Origin of the sequence: Methylorubrum salsuginis (assembly GCF_900114375.1) — a bacterium.
GTDB lineage: Bacteria > Pseudomonadota > Alphaproteobacteria > Rhizobiales > Beijerinckiaceae > Methylobacterium > Methylobacterium salsuginis.
This window is the reverse complement of sequence record NZ_FOSV01000002.1, coordinates 1-20,499: the sequence shown is the minus strand read 5'-3', so window position 1 is coordinate 20,499 and position 20,499 is coordinate 1. Positions and strand designations below refer to the sequence as shown.

18 protein-coding genes and 1 pseudogene are annotated in these 20,499 nt (G+C 70.8%); 3 read left to right on the top strand and 16 right to left on the bottom strand.

Annotated elements, in window-relative coordinates:
- Positions 1 to 24: 24 nt before the first annotated feature.
- Genes cueR through BM140_RS02795 form a run of 3 tightly spaced genes read right to left on the bottom strand, consistent with a single transcriptional unit; the run spans position 25 to position 3,273 of the window.
- Entirely contained in the window at positions 25 to 423 is a 399-nt protein-coding gene (gene cueR / locus BM140_RS02805; RefSeq protein WP_091941794.1) for a Cu(I)-responsive transcriptional regulator, read from the bottom strand.
- On the bottom strand, positions 420 to 2,903 hold the full coding sequence (locus BM140_RS02800) for a heavy metal translocating P-type ATPase (protein ID WP_091941792.1): 2,484 nt from the start codon (positions 2,901 to 2,903) through the stop codon (positions 420 to 422). The genes cueR and BM140_RS02800 overlap by 4 nt, the downstream gene beginning before the upstream one ends.
- 58 nt (positions 2,904 to 2,961) lie before the next feature.
- The gene (locus BM140_RS02795; RefSeq protein ID WP_091942647.1) at positions 2,962 to 3,273 is read right to left on the bottom strand and encodes a four-helix bundle copper-binding protein; all 312 of its coding nucleotides are present in this window, start codon (positions 3,271 to 3,273) and stop codon (positions 2,962 to 2,964) included.
- Positions 3,274 to 3,698: 425 nt separating this feature from the next.
- On the opposite strand from BM140_RS02795, the gene BM140_RS02790 reads away from it, so the two are divergent.
- On the top strand, positions 3,699 to 5,114 hold the full coding sequence (locus BM140_RS02790; protein WP_165616381.1) for a GGDEF domain-containing protein: 1,416 nt from the start codon (positions 3,699 to 3,701) through the stop codon (positions 5,112 to 5,114).
- 85 nt (positions 5,115 to 5,199) lie between these two features.
- Here the strand turns inward: BM140_RS02790 and BM140_RS02785 are convergent, their stop codons facing one another.
- The 12 genes from BM140_RS02785 to BM140_RS02730 all read right to left on the bottom strand — a co-directional run bounded on the left by BM140_RS02785 (position 5,200) and on the right by BM140_RS02730 (position 17,976).
- On the bottom strand, positions 5,200 to 5,571 hold the full coding sequence (locus tag BM140_RS02785) for a hypothetical protein (RefSeq protein ID WP_131803730.1): 372 nt from the start codon (positions 5,569 to 5,571) through the stop codon (positions 5,200 to 5,202).
- A 98-nt stretch (positions 5,572 to 5,669) separates the two neighbouring features.
- Positions 5,670 to 6,944, bottom strand: coding sequence for an ATP-binding protein (locus BM140_RS02780; RefSeq protein WP_091941786.1), 1,275 nt, complete (start codon positions 6,942 to 6,944; stop codon positions 5,670 to 5,672).
- A 13-nt stretch (positions 6,945 to 6,957) separates the two neighbouring features.
- Entirely contained in the window at positions 6,958 to 8,010 is a 1,053-nt protein-coding gene (locus BM140_RS02775) for a lysylphosphatidylglycerol synthase domain-containing protein (protein WP_091941784.1), read from the bottom strand.
- 180 nt (positions 8,011 to 8,190) lie between these two features.
- Positions 8,191 to 8,817 carry a uracil-DNA glycosylase gene (locus BM140_RS02770; protein WP_091941782.1) on the bottom strand — a complete coding sequence of 209 codons (627 nt, stop codon included), beginning with the start codon at positions 8,815 to 8,817 and terminating at the stop codon, positions 8,191 to 8,193.
- A 187-nt stretch (positions 8,818 to 9,004) separates the two neighbouring features.
- Positions 9,005 to 9,754: a PIG-L deacetylase family protein gene (locus BM140_RS02765; protein WP_091942645.1), complete on the bottom strand. Its 750-nt coding sequence runs from the start codon at positions 9,752 to 9,754 to the stop codon at positions 9,005 to 9,007.
- Positions 9,751 to 10,989: a glycosyltransferase family 4 protein gene (locus BM140_RS02760; RefSeq protein WP_091941780.1), complete on the bottom strand. Its 1,239-nt coding sequence runs from the start codon at positions 10,987 to 10,989 to the stop codon at positions 9,751 to 9,753. The genes BM140_RS02765 and BM140_RS02760 overlap by 4 nt, the downstream gene beginning before the upstream one ends.
- Entirely contained in the window at positions 10,986 to 11,879 is an 894-nt protein-coding gene (locus tag BM140_RS02755) for a sugar phosphate isomerase/epimerase family protein (protein ID WP_091941778.1), read from the bottom strand. The genes BM140_RS02760 and BM140_RS02755 overlap by 4 nt, the downstream gene beginning before the upstream one ends.
- Positions 11,876 to 13,501 carry a YcaO-like family protein gene (locus tag BM140_RS02750; protein ID WP_091941776.1) on the bottom strand — a complete coding sequence of 542 codons (1,626 nt, stop codon included), beginning with the start codon at positions 13,499 to 13,501 and terminating at the stop codon, positions 11,876 to 11,878. Before BM140_RS02750 ends, BM140_RS02755 begins: the two co-directional genes overlap by 4 nt.
- 115 nt (positions 13,502 to 13,616) lie before the next feature.
- Positions 13,617 to 14,642, bottom strand: coding sequence for a Gfo/Idh/MocA family protein (locus BM140_RS02745; protein ID WP_091941774.1), 1,026 nt, complete (start codon positions 14,640 to 14,642; stop codon positions 13,617 to 13,619).
- The gene (locus BM140_RS02740; RefSeq protein WP_091941772.1) at positions 14,642 to 15,823 is read right to left on the bottom strand and encodes a class I SAM-dependent methyltransferase; all 1,182 of its coding nucleotides are present in this window, start codon (positions 15,821 to 15,823) and stop codon (positions 14,642 to 14,644) included. Before BM140_RS02740 ends, BM140_RS02745 begins: the two co-directional genes overlap by 1 nt.
- A gap of 28 nt (positions 15,824 to 15,851) precedes the next feature.
- Positions 15,852 to 16,772, bottom strand: coding sequence for an HD domain-containing protein (locus BM140_RS02735; protein WP_207549421.1), 921 nt, complete (start codon positions 16,770 to 16,772; stop codon positions 15,852 to 15,854).
- 13 nt (positions 16,773 to 16,785) lie between these two features.
- A complete protein-coding gene (locus tag BM140_RS02730) occupies positions 16,786 to 17,976 on the bottom strand; it encodes an inositol-3-phosphate synthase (protein ID WP_091941770.1) in 1,191 nt (396 codons plus the stop codon).
- A gap of 310 nt (positions 17,977 to 18,286) precedes the next feature.
- Between BM140_RS02730 and BM140_RS02725 the strand changes: the two genes are divergently transcribed.
- Complete coding sequence (locus tag BM140_RS02725; protein ID WP_091941768.1) at positions 18,287 to 19,420, top strand: transglycosylase SLT domain-containing protein; 1,134 nt, start codon at positions 18,287 to 18,289, stop codon at positions 19,418 to 19,420.
- Between the two features lie 473 nt (positions 19,421 to 19,893).
- Positions 19,894 to 20,202: pseudogene (locus BM140_RS25065) on the top strand (helix-turn-helix domain-containing protein); the annotation flags it as partial.
- 19 nt (positions 20,203 to 20,221) lie between these two features.
- On the opposite strand, the gene BM140_RS02720 reads toward BM140_RS25065, so the two are convergent.
- Positions 20,222 to 20,499 (bottom strand): integrase core domain-containing protein (locus BM140_RS02720; RefSeq protein WP_131803728.1); only part of this gene is annotated, 278 nt, incomplete at its 5' end.

The window sequence follows — 20,499 nt, the reverse complement described above, 5'->3', positions numbered from 1 at the left end:
GGAGTGGGTGATCGCCCGTTGCGCTCACCCCTTCCCGGCGAGATCGTCGAGGATCGGGCAATCCGGGCGCCCATCACCGCAGCACCGCTCGGCCAGATTCTCCAGGGTGCGGGCCATGGCCTCCAGTTCGCGGATGCGGCGGCGCAGGTCGCCGACATGGGCCAGCGCCAGCCCCTTCACCGAAGCGCTCGCCCGCTCGCGGTCGCGCCAGAGCGCCAAGAGATCGGCGATCTCGGCCATGGAGAAGCCCAGATCGCGGGCGCGGCGGACGAAGCGGAGCGCGTGGAGATCGGCCGCGCCGTAGACCCGGTAGCCCGACGCCGTGCGCTCGGCGGGCCCGAGCAGGCCGGTCTCCTCGTAATAGCGGATCATCTTGGCCGAGACGCCGCTGGCGCGGGCCGCCTCGCCGATGGTGACGCTCATCGTGTCCCTCCGGCGCGGCGCAGGCGCAGGGCGTTGCCGACGACGAAGACGCTGGAGAGCGCCATCGCCCCCGCCGCCAGGACCGGCGAGAGTTGCGGCCCACCGACGACGGCGAGCGCGCCCGCCGCCACCGGGATCAGGGCGGCGTTGTAGGCGAAGGCCCAGAACAGATTCTGGCGGATGTTGGCCATCGTGGCGCGCGAGAGCGCCACCGCCTCGACCAGGCCGGTGAGCGCGCCCGACATCAGCACCACGTCGGCGCTCTCCACCGCCACATCCGTGCCGGTGCCGATGGCGATCCCGACATCGGCTTGCGCGAGGGCGGGCGCGTCGTTGATGCCGTCGCCGACGAAGGCGACCGGGCCGTGCGCGGCGCGCAGACTCCCCAGCGCCTCGACCTTGCCCTCGGGCAGGAGTTCGGCGCGGACCTCTTCGATGCCGAGCGAGCGGGCCACGACCTGCGCCGTCGCGTCGGCATCTCCGGTCAGCATCGCCACGGTGAGGCCGCGGGCCCGCAGCGCGGCGACCGCCTCGCGCGCCTCGGGCTTGATCGGATCGGCCACCGCCAGGAGGGCGCCGAGCCGGCCGTCGAGGGCGAGGTAGACCGGACTCTTCCCCTCCCCGGCTAAGCGTTCGGCCTCCGCGGCCAGCGGGGCGACATCGACGCCGAGGCGCTCCATCTGGCGGCGGCTGCCGAGCGCGGCCGCCCTGCCCCCGACCCGCGCGGTGACGCCGTGACCGGGCATGGCCTCGAAGGCGGACACCTCCGGCAGGGCGCCGGTCTCGGCGCGTGCGGCCTCGGTGACCGCGCGGGCGATCGGATGCTCCGAGCGGGCCTCGACCGCGCCGGCCAGGGCCAGCGCTTCGTCGCGCGAGAAGCCCGGAGCCGGCAGAAAATCGACGAGGCGGGGGCGGCCCTCGGTGAGCGTGCCGGTCTTGTCGAGGGCGATCACGCGGGCCTCTTGGAGGGCCTGAAGGGCCGCGCCCTGGCGGAAGAGCACGCCGCGCTCGGCGGCGCGGCCCGTCCCGACCATGATCGAGACCGGCGTGGCGAGCCCCATGGCGCAGGGACAGGCGATGATGAGCACGGCAATCGCCGCCACGATGGCGTGGCCGAGGGCCGGCGCCGGGCCGAGCGCGAGCCAGCCCAGGAAGGTCAGCGCGGCGATGCCCATCACGGCAGGCACGAACCACAGGGTGATGCGATCCACCAGCGCCTGGACCGGCAGCTTGCCCCCTTGCGCCTCCTCGACCATGCGGACGATGCGGGCCAGCACCGTGTCGGAGCCGGTGCGGGTGACGATGAGATCGAAGCCGCCGGTGGTGTTGAGCGTGCCGCCGACGACCGCGGCGCCCTCTCCCTTGCGCACCGGCACCGGCTCGCCGGAGATCATGCTCTCGTCGACGTAGGATTCACCCGCCGCCACCGTGCCGTCGACCGGCACGCGCTCGCCGGGGCGCACCCGCACCCGGTCGCCGACGCGCAGGCGCTCCACCGGCACCTCGCGCTCGGCCTCGCCGTCGAGGCGGCGGGCGGTGGGGGGCGAGAGGTCGATCAGCCGGGCGATCGCCGCCCCGGCCCGGCCGCGGGCGCGGGCTTCGAGCGTCCGGCCGAGCAGGATCAGGGTGACGATGAGGACGCTGGCCTCGAAGTAGAGATGCGCCGCCCCCGCCGGGAGCCATTGCGGCGCCGCGACAGAGACGAGGGAATAGAGATAGGCCGCGCCCGCCCCGAGGGCGACGAGGGCGTTCATGTCGGGATGGCCGCGCAGCAGGTTGGGCACGCCGACGCGGAAAAAGCGCCGGCCGGGGCCTGCGATCACGAGGGTCGCGAGCAGCGCCTCGATCCACGGCACGGTGCCGGCCCCGAGCCAGCCGGCGAGGGCATGGTGGAAGCCAGGGAAGACATGGCCGCCCATGTCGAGCACGACGACGGGCGCCGCGAGCGAGGCTGCGACGGCGAGGTCACGCCGCAGGGCCGCCTCGTCCCGCGCCTGACGGTCGGCGCGGCTCGTATCCGCGGCGCGCTCCGGCGTCACCGGCTCGTAGCCGGCCTCGCGGATGGCGGCCTCGACCGCGTCGAGCGAGACGGCCCCGTCGGCGTGGCGCAGTTCGGCCCGGCCGGTGGCGAAGTTGACGCTCGCCGCGACCGCGCCGGGAAGTGCGAGCAAGGCGCGCTCGACCCGGCCCGAGCAGGAGGCGCAGCTCATGCCCTCGACCGTGACGGCGGTGACGGTCTCGGGCACCTCGTAGCCGGCCTCGCGGATCGCCCGCACCGCCTCGGCGGGCCGGGCGCCCGCCCAGCTCGCCCGGCCGGTCGCGAGATTGACCGAGACGTCGCGGGCGCCCGGCAGGGCGGCGAGCGCCCGCTCGACGCGGCCGACGCACGAGGCGCAGCTCATGCCCTCGACGGGGAGGCTCAGCCGGGGCGGCTGATCCGCGCGGGAGGGGGAGACGGGACGGTCCGCAATCGCTTCCATGCGGCTCAGATGGGGCTTCCCATGATGGGAAGGTCAAGGCCGGCGGGCCGACGACGGATCAGGCCGCCATCGCCCGGCACTCCCGCTCGCAGGCGCGGCAGGCGGCGACGCAGGATTCCATCCCGCCGACGGCCTCGCAGGAACGGGCGCAGGCGGCGCAGATCTCGGCGCAGGCGCCGCATTGGTGACGATGGACCGGGCTGCCGATCAGCATCATCTGCGCACTCGCCCGGCAGGCCTCGGCGCAGGCCAGCATCAACCGGACATGCTCGGGCTCGACATGGCGTCCGCCGGTCTCCAGGCAGTGTCCGGAGAGCATGCCGAGGCAGGTGCGGTAGCAGTGAAGGCAGGCATCGAGGCAGGCCTGCATCGCGTCGGAATGATCGCTCACGAGAGGATCCTGCGCTGTCGGCCGGCGTCGGGAGACGCCCGCCCTCGTTCAGGCCAACCCGGAGCCGGACGGCCCGTTCCCGACTCCGAAGCCGCCCTCGCTCCCGTCGGTGCCTCGGCGGACAGGGTGCCGGAAAGCCTCGGTGCCGACCGCTGGGACGGCACGGCGCGGTCCCGTGACGGACGGCCTTGCCGCCTTGGCGAACAGCATCACCGCCAATCATCAGAAATTGCACACGATCGACTTAAGCCTTACGGCATAATCACAGAACAAATCATAAAATACTCAGCGTTTCGCTTGATCTTTCATTACGTTATGATGATTTTAACCGAAACGCCATTGGATACGGCTCGCGACAGCCCGCCCATACGAGCAAGAACACGTCGGGGCCCATGGGACGATCCATGACGGCAAGATCGGCAGAATGCGTCGTCGGCCTCCTCTCCTTCGCCCTCGCCGCGGGCACGATTTACCTGACGAGCGACGGACGCGACATCGCGGCGGTGTGGCCGGCCAACGCCATCCTCCTCGCCGCCCTGCTGGATCGCCGTCCCGGCACCGGGACGGGCGTATTCGTCGCCGGCTTCCTGGCCAACCTCGCCGCGAACGTGGCGATGCGGGGGCCGAGCGCCGGCCTCCCGCTCTACGGGCTCTGCAACCTCGTCGAGATCGGCGTCGCGGCCCGCCTGCTCCGGCCGTCCCTCGGGGAGGGCGGGCTCCTGAGCGCGCCTTCCGTCGTCGGCCGGTTCATGGTGGTCTGCGGCCTCGTCGCCCCGGGGCTCAGCGGCGTCGGCGGCGCCGCCACCGCCTGGCTGGTCTACGGACAGGATTTCCAGACCTCCTTCACGACGTGGCTCTTCAGCGACGGCCTCGGCCTGCTGATCCTCACGCCCTTCTTCCTGGCCCTGCTGCGGGGTGAGTACTTCCGGTGCTTCTCCGGCAAGGATTGGCGGCAGCACGCGGAGGCGGCGGGGCTCCTGCTCCTGAATGCGGTCGTCGCCTACGGGGTGTTCTACCTCGCCGCGCGGCCGATGCTGTTCGTGCTGTTCGGCCCGGTGATGCTGGTGAGCTTCCGGCTCGGACGGCTCGGGACGACGCCCGCCGTGCTGATCATCGCCGCGATCGGAGCCGTCGCGACCATGGACGGTCATGGACCGATCGCCATGGTGGCATCGGACCCGCGGGAGCAGGCCGTCCTGTTCCAGTTCTTCCTAGCCGCGCTGCTGCTGACCTGCCTGCCCGTGGCGGCGGCCCTCTCGGCGCGGGGGGCGCGCTTCACCTCGCTGTCGCGCAATGCGGAAGACTTGCGGGCCCAGCGCGCCGAACTCGCCCGGCTGGCATCCACCGATGCCCTGACCGGCGTCCTCAACCGCGCGGCGTTCGGTGCCACGGCCGCGACCGCGATGCAGGATCCGACCGGCGCGCCCCTGAGCCTGATCGCCCTCGACCTCGACCTGTTCAAGCAGGTCAACGACCGCCACGGACACCGGACCGGGGACCGGGCCCTGATCCATCTGGTTTCGGTGCTGCAGACCGGCCTCCGCGAGCAGGACGCGATCGGACGCGTGGGCGGGGACGAGTTCCTCGTTCTGCTGCCCGGAACCGAATTCGCGAAGGCCGAGGCGGTCGCAGCACGCCTGCAGGAGGCCCTGCGCCGCACGCCGATGATGCGCGACGACGGCATCCCCCTGCCGCTCGCGATGTCCTGCGGTGTCGCTCAGCACCGGCCGAACATGAATTTCGAGGATTTCGTCCACGTGGCCGATATGGCGCTCTACGACGCCAAGCGGGCCGGGCGCCGCAGCGTGTCCGCGGCGTGAGCCCGGGGCCGCTCGCGACCGGGCCGGCGCGGGAACGCTACGCGTCGCTCAGCGTCCAGATGCCGTCGACGAACACCGTCTGCGTTCAAGTGCCGACAGATGAGCCCGTCGCGAAACGATAGTCTTTCGTCCAGCGCTCGGGCTTCAGCGCGGTGAACCCTCGAACGCCGGCCTCACCTTGGGTGACATGCGCTCCGCAGCTGCTCGTCTCGTAAAGGACACCGAACGCGCGCGGAAGTTCGCCGCGGATCGGCCGCAGCGGCCGCAGCGGCCGCAGTCGCGCATACCGCTCGAACGCGGCGATCCTTCGGACGCGCAGTACCTTCACCTTCGCCACGAGAAAGCGGTCGGGCCACGTCACGACGGAGCCGCGTTCCGGAAACGGGAAACCGCCGCATCCCAGCGCGGTCGTCGCCGACGACAGCAGCATCGCAAGTCCGGCCGATCCGAGGCGCATCGGCTCCATTCCCCGTCGAACGCCGCGGCAACGGCCGCGTCGATGCATCACGCCTACACGCCTACACGCCCGCGCGGGCGCGAAGCGAGCCGCGCGGATCATCCGGCTTCCGGCGGCGCTCCCCCGGCCTCCGCCCGGTATTCCGGCAGCGTCACGCGCATCGTCGTCCCGGCACCGAGTTCGCTCTCGATGGTCAGCCGGCCACGGTGGCGGTTGAGGGTGTGCTTGACGATGGCGAGACCGAGCCCGGTGCCGCCCTGATGGCGGCTGGAGGCGACATCGACGCGGTAGAAGCGCTCGGTCAGGCGCGGGATGTGCTCGGGGGCGATGCCGGGGCCGGCATCGGTGACCCGCAGCTCGATCCGGTCGGGGCGCCCGTCGGTACCGGTGAGGCGGTGGAGCGAAACGGTGACGATCCCGCCGCTGCCGCCGTACTTCATGGCGTTCTCGACGAGGTTCTCGATCACCCGCAGCAGCTCGTCGCGCTCGCCCAGGACCGGCATCGGCGCATCGGGCGTCTCCAAGGTGAGGCTGATGCCGCGCTCGCGGGCGAGCGGGGCCTGCATGTCCACGAGCTGGCGGGCGATCCGGGCCAGGTCGAGGGGCTGCGTCGGCGCCACGTGCTCGCGCAGCTCGATGCGCGAGAGCGAGAGCAGGTCGTCGATGAGCCGCGTCATCCGCTGCGCCTGGGTGCGCATGATGCCGAGGAACTGCTCGCGGGCGCGGGCATCGTCGCGGGCCGGGCCCTGGAGCGTTTCGATGAAGCCCAGCAGCGCCGAGAGCGGCGTGCGCAGTTCGTGGCTGGCATTGGCCACGAAATCGACCCGCATGGTCTCCAGGCGGCGCGCCTCGGTGAGGTCGCGCAGGAACAGCACGATGTTGGGCTCGCCCCCGCCCGGAACGTCGGGCATCGGCAGCGCGCCGATCTGCACCGCGAAGGCGCGTTCGGTCGGCAGGCGGGCGACGTAATCGACGGTCAGGCTCGTGCCGGTGCGCAACACCTCCTCGATGCCGTCGAGGATGTCGGGCGCGCGCAGGAAGAACGAGAGCGGGTGGCGCAGCTTCAGCCCCGGCAGCAGGCGGCGGGCGGCGGGGTTGGCCTCCATCACCACGATGCGGCGATCGACCAGGATGACCGGATCGGGAATGTTGGCGAGCAAAGCCTCGGCCACCGCATGGCGGGCGGGCAGGCCGGGCTCGCGGGTGGGCGCCACCACAGGGCGCCGGGCGCGGCCGAGCAGGCCGCCGACCACCAGGGCGAGGACCGCCGCGACGATCAGGGCGGTGTCGACATGGCCGGCCGACGCCTCGATGCCGAGGATGACGGCGACCGCGACCGCGGCGCCGATCCAGGCCGGCTGCTCCGAGACCAAGGTCAGGGTTCCGTCACGGGTCGTTCGCCGCCCGGCGCCGCCGCAGCCGCGACAGGCCTTCGTAGGTGCCGAGCATCAGCAGCGCCAGGACGAAGGGCACGAGGTAGTAGCAGACCCGGAACAGCAGCAGCGACCCCAGCACCTCGTCGCGGGGCAGGTAGGACAGGGCGATCAGGATCGTGGCCTCGAACACCCCGAGGCCGCCCGGCGCGTTCGAGGCGATGCCGAGCATCGCGGCGAGCACGTAGATCGCCAGGAAAGTGGTGAAGCCGAGCGTCATGCCCTCGGGCATGAGCACGTAGAGGACGGCCGCCGCGGCGCAGACATCGCCGATGCCGACCAGCATCTGGCTGAACGAGACGGTGGCGCCGGGAAGCTCCAACTGCCACTGCCGCACGGTGATGTAGCGCCGCTTTACCGAGACCCAGGCGATGTAGCCGAGCACCGAGCCCAGCGCGCCGAAGCCGAGGATCTGGTTGAGCCGCACCGTCGTGTTCACGCCGATGCTCTGGAACGTGAGGCTCGCGAGCTGCCCGGCCTCGATGATGAGGCTGAGGCCCAGCACCACCCCCATGCCGAGCCAGAAGGTGAAACCCGCGATCACCGTGAGCGCCGCGATCTTGGCGGCCGAGAGACCGCGCTTCGAGTAGATCCAGTAGCGGATCGTCGCCGCGGTGATGAGCGGGAAGCCGAGGGTGAAACTCACCGCGTAGCTCGTGAACGAGGCGAGCGCGGTGATGCGGTAGGGCACCTTGAGCCGGAGCTGGCGAAGCGCCAGCGCATCGTAGCAGGTGAGGAACAGGTAGCTGATCGCGACCGCGCCGAAGGCTTCGGCGAGCTGGCGGTTGGTGACCTCGGTGAAGGCCTTGTGCAGCTCGGCCCAGGTGATCTCTTCCGAGAGCTTCCACAGCACGAACAGCGAGGCGAGGATGAGGACGACGCTCGCCAGCGTGCCGAACCAAGCGTAGGGGCCGCGCTTCACCTTCGGCGTGGCGGCCTCGCCGTCCGAGGCGGCCTCGGCCGATTCGGCCTGCGCCGCCGGCTTATGCTTTCCGGCAAAAGTCATCTGAGATCGGCGCACGCCTCCGCTGATCGCCCGCCTCGCGCCGTCGGCGCGCGTCGCGACCCGAGCGGGTGCCCTGCATGCCCGCCCCGGCGCATTTAGGGTCAATGGCGGCCAAAGGCCAGCGAGCGCGCCGACGATGCACAGCCGCCCTGCGCGCCGATGGCGACTGAGACGGCGATGTCATCCGTCGGCGGCGAGCCGGGCCGCCGCTTCGCGAAAGCCCGCCAGGATGCGCTCGCGCACCGCGGGCGCCGTGCAGACATAGGTCGGGCTCGGATGCGGCACCGGGATCACCGGCAGATCGGGCCGCAGTTCGGCCAGGGGTGCAGCGGCCTGCGCGGCGAAGCGCCCGGCCGGCACGACGACGGCAAGGCGCGGCAGCAGCGCGAGCAGCGGGGCGAAGTAGGGCGCGGCGGCGGTGGCCTCGGCACGGCGCGGGGTGCGGTTGCGGGCGCCCGGCGCGTGGATCACCCAGGGGATCGCGTTCCAGATCAGCGTGTCGCCCCGCGCGAGACCCGCCTCGGCGAGGAAGCGGAACAGGTTGGCCGCCGTGCCGGTGGCGTTGTCGCGAGAGACGAAGCCGGTGCGGCTGATCGACGGGCCGGGGGTTTCGAGCAGAAGCAGGAGGCGCGCCGCCACGCCGCCGTCGAGCGGGTCGGGATCGGGCACGGGGGCGCCGCGCTCGGCGGCGATGTGTTGGGCGAGGGTTCGTAGGGGAGCGATGTGAGGGGCGCCGAGCAGAGCACGGCGGGCTTCGAGGATGGCCGGGTCGGCGAGGGTTTTGGGGGTGGTGGGTGGGTCGTACACGGTCCGGTGCCCCACTGATCGCCCGTCCAGACCCTGGCCCGCACACCGCGCCGTGTGCTCACACTCTCACGGTCGCCAGATCAGGCGCTCTCCTCCCCCTTGTGGGGAGGGGACAAGCGCTCGATCCGTCGAAGACTCCTCGGCAGAGGCTTCGCGAACCGGAGAACCCATCGTGAGCCAAACCGGATCAGTCCAAAATTCCGTCGGGTAGCCGCCCCTGCACCCGAAACCGCTCGATCCCCTCCTCCGCGGCGAGCCGCGCCTTCAACCCCTCCGCCCCGCCGAACTGGAACCCGATCTGCGAGGCATAGGCCGCACAGGCCTCGGCCTTGCGCCGCTCGGCCTCGACGCCGAGGCGGACCGCCCGCTCGGCATAAGGCTCGAACAGGTGCCGCAGCGGCTCTTTCGGCGCGGCGTCGCGCACGGTGTAGGGAAAGTCACGCCACCACAGCACCGGCAGCGGCGGCTGGGCGCCGCGGAAGGCACGCACGACCTGAACGTGATCGACATGGCCGCCGACGGCTTGGGGCGCGAGGATCAGGTCGGGCCGCGTGTCGGTCATCAGCCGCTCGAAGGCGTCGGCGAGGTTGAGGCCGACCTTGTCGTCGGGGCGCAACTCCGAAAACAGTTCGGGGGCCGACGCGTAGCCGCGATGCGGCGCCTCGCGGAACGGGAGATGGACCGGAGACTCGATGCCGAGCGCCTGGGCCGCGGCATCGTCTTCGGCCCGGCGCAGGGCCATGTAATCGACCTCCGCCCCGAGCCCCTTGTCGAGCTGGCAGGCGAGCGCGAAGCCCTGCGGGTCGGCGACGGAGGCGGTGAACACCGTCGCCATCACGACCTGCCAACCGCCGGCCGCCAGCCGCGCCAGCGTGCCGCCCGCGGAGAAGGCGGCGTCGTCGAGATGGGGCGAGATGGCGAGGGCGACGGGCATCAGAGCAAGTGCGGCTCGGCGCGGAAGCGGCAGGACGGATCGGTGGGCAGTGCGTCCGCAAAGCCGGTGTGCGGCTTCTGCCCGGCGACCTGCGCGTACACATCCATGATCTGGCGCCCCACGGCCGTCCACGAATAGACCCGGCGGCACTCTTCCAGCCCGTCGCGGGCGAGGCGGCCCCGCAGGTCGTCGTCTTCCACCATGCGGCCGAGCGCCTTGGCGAGCGCCGGCACGTCGCCGGGATTCACGAGGAGGCCGTTCTCGCCGTCGCGCAGGCAGTCCGAGACGCCGACCGAATGGGTCGAGACCACGGCGAGGCCCGAGGCCATCGCTTCGAGAATCGTGTTGGAGAAGCCCTCCGCGTAGGTCGGCGAGACGAACACGTCGGCCTGCCGGTAGAGGTCCGGCACGGTGTCGTAGTCGGCGTAGCCGGTGAAGCGGACCTGATGCGAGGTGAAGCCGATGGCCTCGGCGCGTTCGCGGGCGGCGTCCACGTCCGGGCCGATGCCGGAGATGGTGGCGTCGAACGGCTGACCGGCCTCCCAGAGCCGCTCAAGGGCGTCGAGGAAGTCGAGCACGCCTTTCCGGCGGTCGACGCGGCCGTGATAGAGCAGGCGCACCGGCTCCTCGTCCTCGCGCTCGGCCTCGAACCGCGCGCCCGGCGTGAAGCGGGCGGTGTCGACGGCGCCCGGCACGATGGTGAAGCGGGCGGGATCGGAGCCCAGCCGGTCGCAGACCTCTTTCACGAAGGACTCGCCGCCGATCAGCAGGGCGTTGGCGTGGGCCAGCACCTCGACCATCGCGACGCGGTGGGTCTCGCAGCAGGAGCCGACCCAGTGGCCGTCGCCGCCCTGGATCGACACCACCGTCGGCAGGCCGAGGCGCTTGCCGGCGACCAGCACGGCCCAGCCAGTCGGGTAGCCGTACTGCGCGTGCAGCACGTCGAACGGCTTCTTCGCGTGCTCGGCCTCGATGGTGGCGATCATCTCCTCGATGTCGCGCTCGAAATCGCCGTTTTCCTGCTCGCCGCGCTGCTCGAGTCCGATGACGTGGACGCCCGGCACCGCGGGCGGCGGGCCGCCGCCATAGACCCGCGTGCCGAATTCATCACCGCGATACTGCGAGATCATCGTGACGTCGTGGCCTGCCCCCGCGACCTCGCGCAGGAGGTTCTGGGCGTAGACGCTCATGCCGGAGATCGCCGGGAAGTAGCGGCGGCTGACGAAGCAGATTCTCATGAATGGGGCAGTCCCGGAACGGGGGTCTCGCGGGGCGTCTCGTCCGGCCGGGGCAGGCCGGGGCCGGGGCGGCGGCAGGTGCGCAGGTAGTCGAGGGCTTGGCCCACCATCACGTCGGCCCGGTGCGAGTCGCGCGACAGCTCCACGCAGACGAGCTTTTGGAAGTCGATTGCGTCGAGGGCGTCGAGCACGGAGGCCACGTCCATGTCGCCCTCGCCGAAGGGTAGATGGATGTGCTCGCCCCGCTTCATGTCCTCGATCGCCACCGTGCCGATCCGCGGGGCGAATTCCTTCACCGCGGCAGCCGGGTCGCGCTCCTGCGTGACGAGGCAGTGGCCGGTATCGAGGGCGAGATGCAAGCCGGGGATGTCGAGGCCGGCGAAATCGTCCAGCGTCTCGATCAGCATGCCGGGCTCGGGTTCGAGCGCGGCGACGACGCCCTTCTCGGCGGCGAATTCGGCGACCTCTTTCAGGCCCTCGATCAGCCAGCCGCGGGCCTCGCCGTGATCGACGCCGGGCTTCGGCACGCCGGCCCAGAACGAAACGGCCTCGGAATTGAGGATCTTGCCGATCTCGATCGCCCGCTTGAGGAAGCCGACCCGCCGGGCGCGGCCCGCGGCGTCGGCGGTCACCAGCGTCGGCTCGTGCTTGGCGGTGGGGTCGAGCAGGAAGCGGGCGCCGGTCTCGATCACCGAGCCGAGTTCGAGCCGGGCGAGGAGGCTGGCGATGCGGTCGGCCTCGACCACCCAATTGTCGGCGAAGGGGTCGAGATGGTGGATGTCGAGGGTGAGCGCGACGCCGTCGTAGCCGGCATCCTTGATGAGGCGGATCGCATCCTCGATGCGGTGGTTGGCGGTGCCGTTGGTGTTGTAGGCGAAGCGCAAAGTCATGCCGGCTTCCTTTCGGCGCGGCGGCCCTGGCGCTCGTAGCGGAACGGGGCGTGGTGCGATTCCGGCTCGCGGTAGAGCGGGTAATGCGAGCCGACGATTGTTTCGGCCAGCGCCGTGTCGAAGAGCGGCTGGCCGCCGAAGCGCTCGATGGCCTCCGGGGGCAGGCGCACGGGCAACAGCGTGTCGGTGGGGGTGCCGAAGCGGATCAGCGGGTGGTCGCGGTCGATCAGCTTCTTCGTGTTGCGCTCGCCGATGCGGTAATAGCTCATGGTCTCGACTTCGAGCCCCGGCACGATCGCCTTGACGACGCCGATGCCGCCGCCGGGCGGCGAGCAATCGACGTAGAGCACGTCGAACCCGGCCTCCTCCAGCCGCTCACGGGCGATTTTTCCGCGTGCATGGCCGTCCGGCGCGGGGGTCGTCGGCAACTCGGAAAACGCCTTGGTGCTGCGCTGGGAATAGACGGTTTCGCTCAAGACCCTGCGGAGTTCGGCGGGCTTCATGTCGATCCAGGCGAGCATGGCCTGAAGCGCGCGGCTCTCCTCCAGATCGAGGCTCGGCAGCGCCTTCTGGATGAAGGCCTCGACATAGCCCGGAGGCGCCACGGTGTCGGCGAGCGCCAGCGGGCCGTGGCCGAAGGTCTTTCGCACGCGCGCGGCCTGAAACTCCAAGAGAGCCTTGCGCAGGGCGCGCTCGCGGTCGGGGTCGCAAGCCTCGCCGCAGGCCGAGAGCGCGATGGGAGCGGGCGTGCGGGCCGGGTCCTCGTCGTAGCCGACGACGTAGAGGTTGGTCATGCCGAACTGGTCGGTGGCGAATTTCGGCAGCGCGCGGATGCCGAGGCTTTCCAGCCGGTCGAGCATGGCGCGGGTCTCGGGGCCGATCCCGTCGAGATCGAGCATCACGCCCTGGTCGAGCGCCCGGAACAGCAGGCCGTTGCCGTCGCGCTGGAGCATTTCGAGCAGGCCGTGGCCCAGCGCGAACTCGACGTCCGGGCCGGCGCCGAGTCCGTTGGTGATGAGGTTGGTGAAGGGCTGGTAGCCCTGGCGCAGCTCGAAATAGTCGGTCGCGGCGACATCGAGCGGCGCCCAGACAGATTCGCCGGTTCGCGCCCGCACCGCGCGGGTCCAGTCGAGCGGCGTATCGCGATCCACCGGCGAGCCGGCGGGGAGGCCGAGCGTCAGCGGATCGACTACCGCGCCCGCGCCGTAGACGCGCACGAGGTCGTGGTAGGAGCGCTGATCCTCGTTGTCGCCGCCGCGGGCGCGAAGGCGCGGCAGCAGGGCGACCGAGGGCATCAGGTTCTCGGCGATCTCGGCCACCGCACCGATCAGCGCCTCGTCGTCGGTGGCGCCGTAGCCGATGCCGGACGGCATCGCGCCGACATAGAACGGATCGTCGAGGAAGAGCGCCACGAACCAGACCGGGATGCCGGTGCGGTCGAGCCCCGCGAGGTTGAAGCCGACGACGCGACCCTCGGGCAGCACGTCGAGATAGGCCCGGACGGGCTCGGGCAGCCGCTCGGGCAGGCCCTCGATGACGCGCGGGGCGCCGCGGCGATAGGCGCGGGGTGCCGCGAGCGTCGCGTGGCGGGCGCGGTCGTCCCGGTCGAGGGTCTCGGTCATGTCCGTTCCGATCCTAGAGCATCGTCCCGGATTCGGGACGATGCTCTATGTTTTTGTGCCGCATCGTCTTTTTCCGAAAGCCGGAGGCCACCTTTCGGGACGATGCTCTGGAACCTCAGGCCGCGTCGCGGCCCGCGGGCGTGCCGGCCGCCGCGTAGGCGCGGGCGATCAGGCGCATGGTGTGAAGGTCGCGCTCGGCGTCCCAGGCGGCCCGCAGGGCCGGCTCGCGCAAGGCATGCCCGAAGGCGCGCACTTGTTCGAGGAAGGGCGAAGCTTGCCTGTCGAAGGGGATCGGCTCGCTCTTGCCCGTCGCGCCGTCGGTGAAGGTCACCGAGCCGCCCGCGGTCTGGCCCATCGTGTCGATGGCCGTCAGCAGGCCGCCCGTGCCGACCACTTCGAGGCGACGGCGCGGCAGGGCGTCGGGGCAATTGTAGGCAACGTTGAGCTGGGCCAGCGCCCCGCCCTCGGTGCGTCCGATCAGCAGGGCGCCGTCATCGACGGCGTAGTCCTGGGCGCGGGCCTGGGTCATGGCGGCGATCTCGACGAGGGGCTCGCCGAGGAGGAAGTCGACGAGATCGAGGCCGTGGGGGGCCAGATCCATCAGGGCGCCGCCGCCGGCCTGGGCCGGGTCGATGCGCCAGTTCGGCTGTCCCTGAAACGAGGTCCAGGCCCGGTCGAGCCAGCAGGCGTAGACGATGCGGATCGCCGTCACGGTGCCGATGCGGCCGTCGCGGATCGCCGCGCGCAAAGCCGCGTGGCCGGGGTGATGGCGCTGGTCGAAGGCGGTGCCGTAGAAGGCGCCGGACTGGCGCACGGCGGCCGCCATCGCCTCGGCGTCGCCGAGGGTGGCCGCCATCGGCTTCTCGCAGAGCACCGCCTTGCCGGCGGCGCAGAGCGCCTCGACGGCGCCGCGGTGGAGATGGTTCGGCGTCGCGACGTAGACCGCCTCGACCTCCGGCTCGGCGATCAGGCCGGCGAGATCGGCGTGGGCGCGCGCGCCTTCCGCTTCGGCCGCCGCGCGGGACGCCGCGCCCGGATCGGCCACCGCGACGAGGCGGTGACCCGCCGCGCGGATGCCCGGCGCCATGTAGTCGCGGGCGACCCAGCCATAGCCGACGATGCCCCACCCGACCGGTTTCATCACCAGCGCTCCGGCAGATCGACATATTCGCGCCGCCGCACCCGCTCGACCTCGGGCGCGTCGGGCTTGCCCTCCCAGGCAATCGCCTCCGGGCCCTGCGAATGCAGCGGGTAGGTGGCTTGGGTCGCGTATTCGGCCTCGTAGCGCTCGGACGGCCAGCGGATGGCGAAGCCCTCGTCTTGGGCTGCGTAGAGCGGGTTGAGATGGAGTTGCGCGTCGGCCGGCGGCAGGGTGATGCCGTCGATCACCGCGCGCGGGGCCGGGCGCATGCCGGGGCCGGCCACCACGGAGAAGGCCTCGCAGGTCTTGAGATGGCCGGGCTCCTGGGGCTGCGGCGCGCGGGCCTCGACGAGCGCGCGGGTCAGCTCGGCATCGTCGTAGACCAGCGCATCGGGGAACAGCTCCTCGATCTCGGCGGACGAGATCGCCTTGCCGGCGGAGAAGCCGGGGCGGCCGCTGTTGTGGATGTGGCTGATGGCGAGCCAGCCGTCCTCGCCCGCGGTCTTGCGCAGGCAGGCCAGCACGCCGGGCTTGTCGTCGAGAAAGTAGAAGGCGTCGTTGCAGATCACGAGATCGACCGGCGCGTCGGCGATCGGCCAATAGGGCGAGGACGCATCGAAGCAGACGAACTGGGCACCGGCGCCGACGACCCAGTGGCGGGCGACCCAGAGCTTGGCGAACACCACGTCGCCGCCGGCCACCTTGACGCCGCGGCGCTGCAATTCGCGCAGGTAATGGCCGATGCCGCAGGCGAGCTCGAAGGCGCAGGCCGGCGCGTTCCAGTGGGCCTCCAGCAGGCTGAGGCCCGCCAGATAGGTCGGGTCCGACCAGCGGTTGACGAAGTAGTCGCCGACGCGCCCCCAGCCGAGGAGCTCGACGGCTCGGCGCAGAGTCAGCGTTTCGCGCTCGGCGACCAGCCGGCGCAAGTCGTCCGGGTCGGCGGGCGGGCCGGTCCACCAATCGTCCTGATCGGCCAGCAGCAGGATCAGCGCCTCGTCGGCGCGGTCGGAATCGAGGGCTTCGAGCACGATCCCGACCAGCCGCTCGCGGCCGGTGCGCAGATAGGGGATGCCGTCGATCACCGGCCAACGCTGACCGGTCTCGACATCGCGCAGGGCATGCGCGCCGTCGGGCTTCAGCCGGTGGCCGGTCTCGGGGGAGAGCAGATCGAAGGGGATCATGGCTTCGTCGGCCGGGGGGCGCGTTGCGTCACGGAATCCGCATATCGGTCAGCACGCGATCCTGGAAAGCCTTCACCGGCCCGGCATGGACCAGTTCCATCTCGCCGAGCACCGTGTCCATGGTCAGCGAGGCCGCCCGCAGGTGCTGGGCGATCTGCAGGACGCGGTCGATCGAGTCGGCGGCGTGGAAGGCGCGGCCCTCCGCGGTCGCGTCGTCGGGGAGCACCGCGCGGGCGCTCCGCACGGTCTCGCGCAGCGGCTGATCCAGTTCCTCGAGCGCCCATTCGGAGCAGCGCGCGACGATCGGCCAGAGATGGTCGCCGAGCAGCATCTCGCCGGTGAAGCCGGCATCCGGCATCGCGGCGTTGTGAAAATGATGCGCGAGTCCGGCGAGGAACACGGTGGTCGGGTCGGCCCGGTAGAACGGGCTCAGCAGCACGCCGTAGACCGCCACGACGAGACAGTGCTCGGCATGGTTCTCCGGCGGCTCCAAGAGAATGCGCGGCTTGCCCGGACAGGTCACGCCCGCCCGCGGCTGCTGCGCCAGCGCGCCGACGAAGCCGGGCACGGGGCCGGCCTGAAGCTCGGGCGGATGGCGCAGGGCTTCCCGCAGCCGCTCGCGCAAGGCCGGATCGACCTCACCGGCGACCGCATCGAGCCCCGCCACGAGGATGGCCGAGGCTTGAGCCTCGCCGAGGCCGACGGCGGCGAGGAACGCCGCGTCGAGATCGCAGAGCCGTGCGGCGGCGAGCGCCTTGGCGGTGATGTCGAGGGCGACCGTCTCCGGCCGAGTGCCGCCGACGAGGGCCGACCAGCCCTGCGCGAACAGCCGCTCGGCAATGGAGCCGTCGCAGCCAGCCGAGCGCACGCGCTTCAGGTCGCCGAGTTCGACCAGGAGGTCCCGCAGAGCCAGGGGCGCCACGGGACCGGTCTCGGAGAAAGCCGCCACGGGCGGGGTGTCCTCAGTGCACACCCAGCCAGTCGAACAGCATCCGCTGCTGCTTGCCGAAATCGTGCTCCGGGCCGTGGCCGTTCTTGACCATCGGCGCCTTGAAGAAGGTCGAGAGCTGCTCCTGTACGCCGCCGTCGCCGCGGGTCTTGGCCAGATCCAGCACGCGGGCGATCTCGATCACGAGCGGGGCGGCGAGGATCGAGTCCTTGCAGAGGAAGTTGACCTTGATCTGCATCCGCTGGCCCATGAAGCCGGTGACGTCGATGTTGTCCCAGGCTTCCTTGTCGTCGCCGCGCGGGCGGTAATAGTGGATGTGGACCAGATGGTCCTCGACCGGATAGCCGAGGATCGAGTCGAGCACCGTGCCCTTGGTGTTGAGCTTCGACTGGAGCGAGTCCTTGTCGTTGAGCGCCAGACCGTCGCGGTTGCCGAGGATGTTGGTCGAGAACCAGCCGTCGACATGGAGCGAGCGGGCCTTGAGGGCCGGGGCCAGCACCGTCTTCATCATGGTCTGGCCGGTCTTGCCGTCCTTGCCGGCGACCGGGACGTTCAGCTCGCTGGCGAGTTCGAGGAGCGCCGGCACATCGGCGGCGACGGAGGGGGTGAAGTTGGCGTAGGGCACGCCGCTCTTGATCGCCGCATAAGCGTAAAGCATCGCGGGCGAGATCGACTCGTCGCTCGAATCCAGGCCCTTCTCGAAGGCCTCCGCCGAGTTCAGCACAGCCTGGGACAGATCAGGCCAGCGCTCGGTCGAGGCGAGGTTCACCACGACGACGTCGTCGAGGTTGCTCTCCTTGCGGAAGCGGTTGAGGTCGTTGGCGATGACCGAGACGGCCTCGCGGTGATCCTTGGCGACGATGCGGTTGGCGCCGTCGATGTTCTTGCAGAACTTGGCCGAACCGACGGCGGGCCAGGGGGTGATGCCCTTGAGCGCCTGGGCGCCGCTCTCGATGTCGTCGCGCGACAGCACGCCGTGGCCGGTGGCGGCGGAGGCGAGGTCGTCGCCGTTCAGGTCCCAGCCGCCGAAGACGAGATCCTTGTAGTCGGCCATGCCCGGCACGGGCACGCCTGCGAGCGGCAGGCCGTCCAGACGGTTCGAGCCGGACTTGATGGTCTCGATGCCGGCGATGGCGGTCGTGGCGACCGCACCGCCCATGCCGACGAACGCCACTCCGACGCGTCGACCGGTCTGAATGCCCATGAACCCGACTTTCTGCTGTGGCGGCGCAGGCGCCTTAGGATGAGCCCTAACTGGTCGCCGCGCGGCCCATGACAACTGTGGCCTAGCTGGCCCGTTCCGGGGATGTGCCTGCCTTGTTTGACGCAGGGCGATGTCGCAGGCGCCGGGCGAAATCGCTAAAATAAAGTAAACACAGTGGCTTAACGCCCCGTTAACGCGACCACGTTTGGATCACGGGGTGGTCCCATTGTGGTCACACCCGGCGGCGAAACACTCGCCGGTCAAAAGAAGCCCGGCCGACAAGACGCCGAGGCACCAACAAGGAAGACCGATGGGGGTTAACCCGGAGCCGGCGCACCGCGCCGACGACGTGAGCCGACTCGTGCCTTGCGGGTCGCTCGCCGATGCCGGCGCGTTCCAGCGCCGCGCCACCTCTCGGGCGGGTTCCGCCGCCCGCCTCTCCTCTTGCGGCGTCGCCGCCGCGATGCTCGCCGGCCTCGTCCTGCTCTCCGCCCCGCGCGCGGCGGAGGCCCGCGAATCCGCGATCGCCACCGCGATCCCGGCCCTGGTCCGCGCCGACCTGCGTCCGGCGGACGCCGAGCCCGAATGGGGCGGCTCCGCCCTTGTCGGCCAGGACGACACCGTCTCCGCCCCGGTCGCCCGCAGCCAGGGGGCCATGACCGGCACCCGCGAGGGCGACGAGGACGTGCTGCGCTTCGGCGACATGAGCGTGCCGCGCGACCTGGTGGCGACGATCCTGCGGGCCTCCGAGACGACCGGCGTCGATCCCGTCTACATGATGGCGCTCGCCGACAAGGAATCGAGCTTCGACACCGAGGTGAAGTCGTCCGCCTCCTCGGCCCAGGGGTTGTTCCAGTTCGTCACCGGGACGTGGCTGGAGATGATCCGCACCTACGGCGCCCGGTACGGGCTCGCGGCCGAGGCGGCGGCCGTGAAGGGCCATGGCGGCGGCATCACCATCGCCGATGCCGGAACGCGCAAGCGGGTGCTGGCCCTGCGCAACGACCCTTACGTCTCCGGGCTGATGGCGGGCGAGCTGATCAAGCGCGACCGCGCCCGCATCGAGGCCCGGATCGGCCGGGCGCTCAAGACCACCGAGCTCTACCTCGCCCATTTCCTCGGCACGGCGAGCGCCGGCAAGTTCCTGTCGCTCAGCGCCGAGGATCCGGACAAGGTCGCCCAGAAGGTGTTCGGCCGCGCCGCGCGGGCCAACCGCTCGATCTTCACGGCCAAGGCCGGCGGCAAGCGCCGGAGCCTGACGGTGGCCGAGGTCCACGAGCGGCTCGACGGCATGATCGACCAGCGCATGAGCCAGTACCAGGCCATCGCCGAACTCGCCGGCCAATCGCAGGAGCAGGAGGTCGCCGACACCCCGATCCTCGACGCCCGCCTGCGCCTCGACGGCGCGGTGGCGCCGGCCCTGTCGACGCGCACGATCCAGTAGAACGGCTTTCGGTTGACGGCCTGGCAGAGCGCCTTCGCTAGGCCGTAGTGAGGAATTAAGGAAGTCAGGCTGAGGCAAGCGTGCGCTCATATCCGGGTAGGCCAAGCTCTCGACGCCGGCCCGGCCGCGCTCAGAGTAGAGGGTGCGGTGTTCAGCCACCGTGCTTTCGTCGAAATACAGCGCAGCGGCGATCCGGGCCGGCGTCCAGCCGTCGTCGAGCAACAAAAGCACGTTCAACCGACGATGCACGGCACTGTTGAGCTGGCGCCGCATCAGCGCCAGGAAATGCGGCCGGTCCGCGGGGGACGGAATCACCCCTGCCATCCCCGAAAGAAATCACGCAAAACCCACGCTCGCAAACCTAAAAACGGATTCCTTCCGAGTCGCGGTATACCAATCGGTACGGGTGAGGACTGTTGGGTTTACGCGTGAACGGCAGGCGTGATTCGAGGTGGCGAGCCAAGAGGTTTGCCATGTCGGAGGCCGTGGACCTGCGCGAGGATTTCGATGCGGACGCGTTGCGGCGTCGGGCGCGGACGAGCCGCGATGCCGGTCAAAGCCGCCTGCTGCTTGCCCTGGCCGCGATCTACGAGGGTGAGAGCCGCAGCTAGGCTGCGCGGATCGGCGCGGTCGGCCTGCAGACGGTGCGCGATTGGGTGCTGCCCTTCGACACGGCCGGGCCGGACGGCCTGATCGAGCGCAAGAAGCCTGGGCCGTGGTTCAAGCTCGACGCGGCCCAGCGGCAGGCACTCGCGGCTTTCATCGAGAAAGGGCCTGACCTTGCCCCCTGTTTGCCCCCGCTCATAACCAGAGTCCGTTCTGGTTCTGGTTCTGGTTCTGGTTGGACCGGTTTGCAAACGCGTTCGGGGTGAGCCCGCCGAGGCTCGTGTGAGGGCGGCAGGTATTATAGTCGACCCGCCACGCCTCGATGATGGTCCGGGCCGCCGGCAGGCTCCGGAAGAGATGCTCGTTCAAGCACTCGTCGCGCAAACGCCCATTCAAGCTTTCGACAAAACCATTCTGTTGCGGCTTGCCGGGAGCGATGTAGTGCCACTCGACTGCACGCTCCTCCTGCCAGC

What these genes read in the sequence shown, in the direction of transcription:
- cueR (WP_091941794.1), bottom strand. Translation starts at nt 423, where the DNA reads ATGAGCGTCACCATCGGCGAGGCGGCCCGCGCCAGCGGCGTCTCGGCC.
- BM140_RS02800 (WP_091941792.1), bottom strand. Translation starts at nt 2,903, where the DNA reads ATGGAAGCGATTGCGGACCGTCCCGTCTCCCCCTCCCGCGCGGATCAG.
- BM140_RS02795 (WP_091942647.1), bottom strand. Translation starts at nt 3,273, where the DNA reads ATGCAGGCCTGCCTCGATGCCTGCCTTCACTGCTACCGCACCTGCCTC.
- BM140_RS02790 (WP_165616381.1), top strand. Translation starts at nt 3,699, where the DNA reads ATGACGGCAAGATCGGCAGAATGCGTCGTCGGCCTCCTCTCCTTCGCC.
- BM140_RS02785 (WP_131803730.1), bottom strand. Translation starts at nt 5,571, where the DNA reads ATGCGCCTCGGATCGGCCGGACTTGCGATGCTGCTGTCGTCGGCGACG.
- BM140_RS02775 (WP_091941784.1), bottom strand. Translation starts at nt 8,010, where the DNA reads ATGACTTTTGCCGGAAAGCATAAGCCGGCGGCGCAGGCCGAATCGGCC.
- BM140_RS02760 (WP_091941780.1), bottom strand. Translation starts at nt 10,989, where the DNA reads ATGAGAATCTGCTTCGTCAGCCGCCGCTACTTCCCGGCGATCTCCGGC.
- BM140_RS02755 (WP_091941778.1), bottom strand. Translation starts at nt 11,879, where the DNA reads ATGACTTTGCGCTTCGCCTACAACACCAACGGCACCGCCAACCACCGC.
- BM140_RS02750 (WP_091941776.1), bottom strand. Translation starts at nt 13,501, where the DNA reads ATGACCGAGACCCTCGACCGGGACGACCGCGCCCGCCACGCGACGCTC.
- BM140_RS02745 (WP_091941774.1), bottom strand. Translation starts at nt 14,642, where the DNA reads ATGAAACCGGTCGGGTGGGGCATCGTCGGCTATGGCTGGGTCGCCCGC.
- BM140_RS02740 (WP_091941772.1), bottom strand. Translation starts at nt 15,823, where the DNA reads ATGATCCCCTTCGATCTGCTCTCCCCCGAGACCGGCCACCGGCTGAAG.
- BM140_RS02730 (WP_091941770.1), bottom strand. Translation starts at nt 17,976, where the DNA reads ATGGGCATTCAGACCGGTCGACGCGTCGGAGTGGCGTTCGTCGGCATG.
- BM140_RS02725 (WP_091941768.1), top strand. Translation starts at nt 18,287, where the DNA reads ATGGGGGTTAACCCGGAGCCGGCGCACCGCGCCGACGACGTGAGCCGA.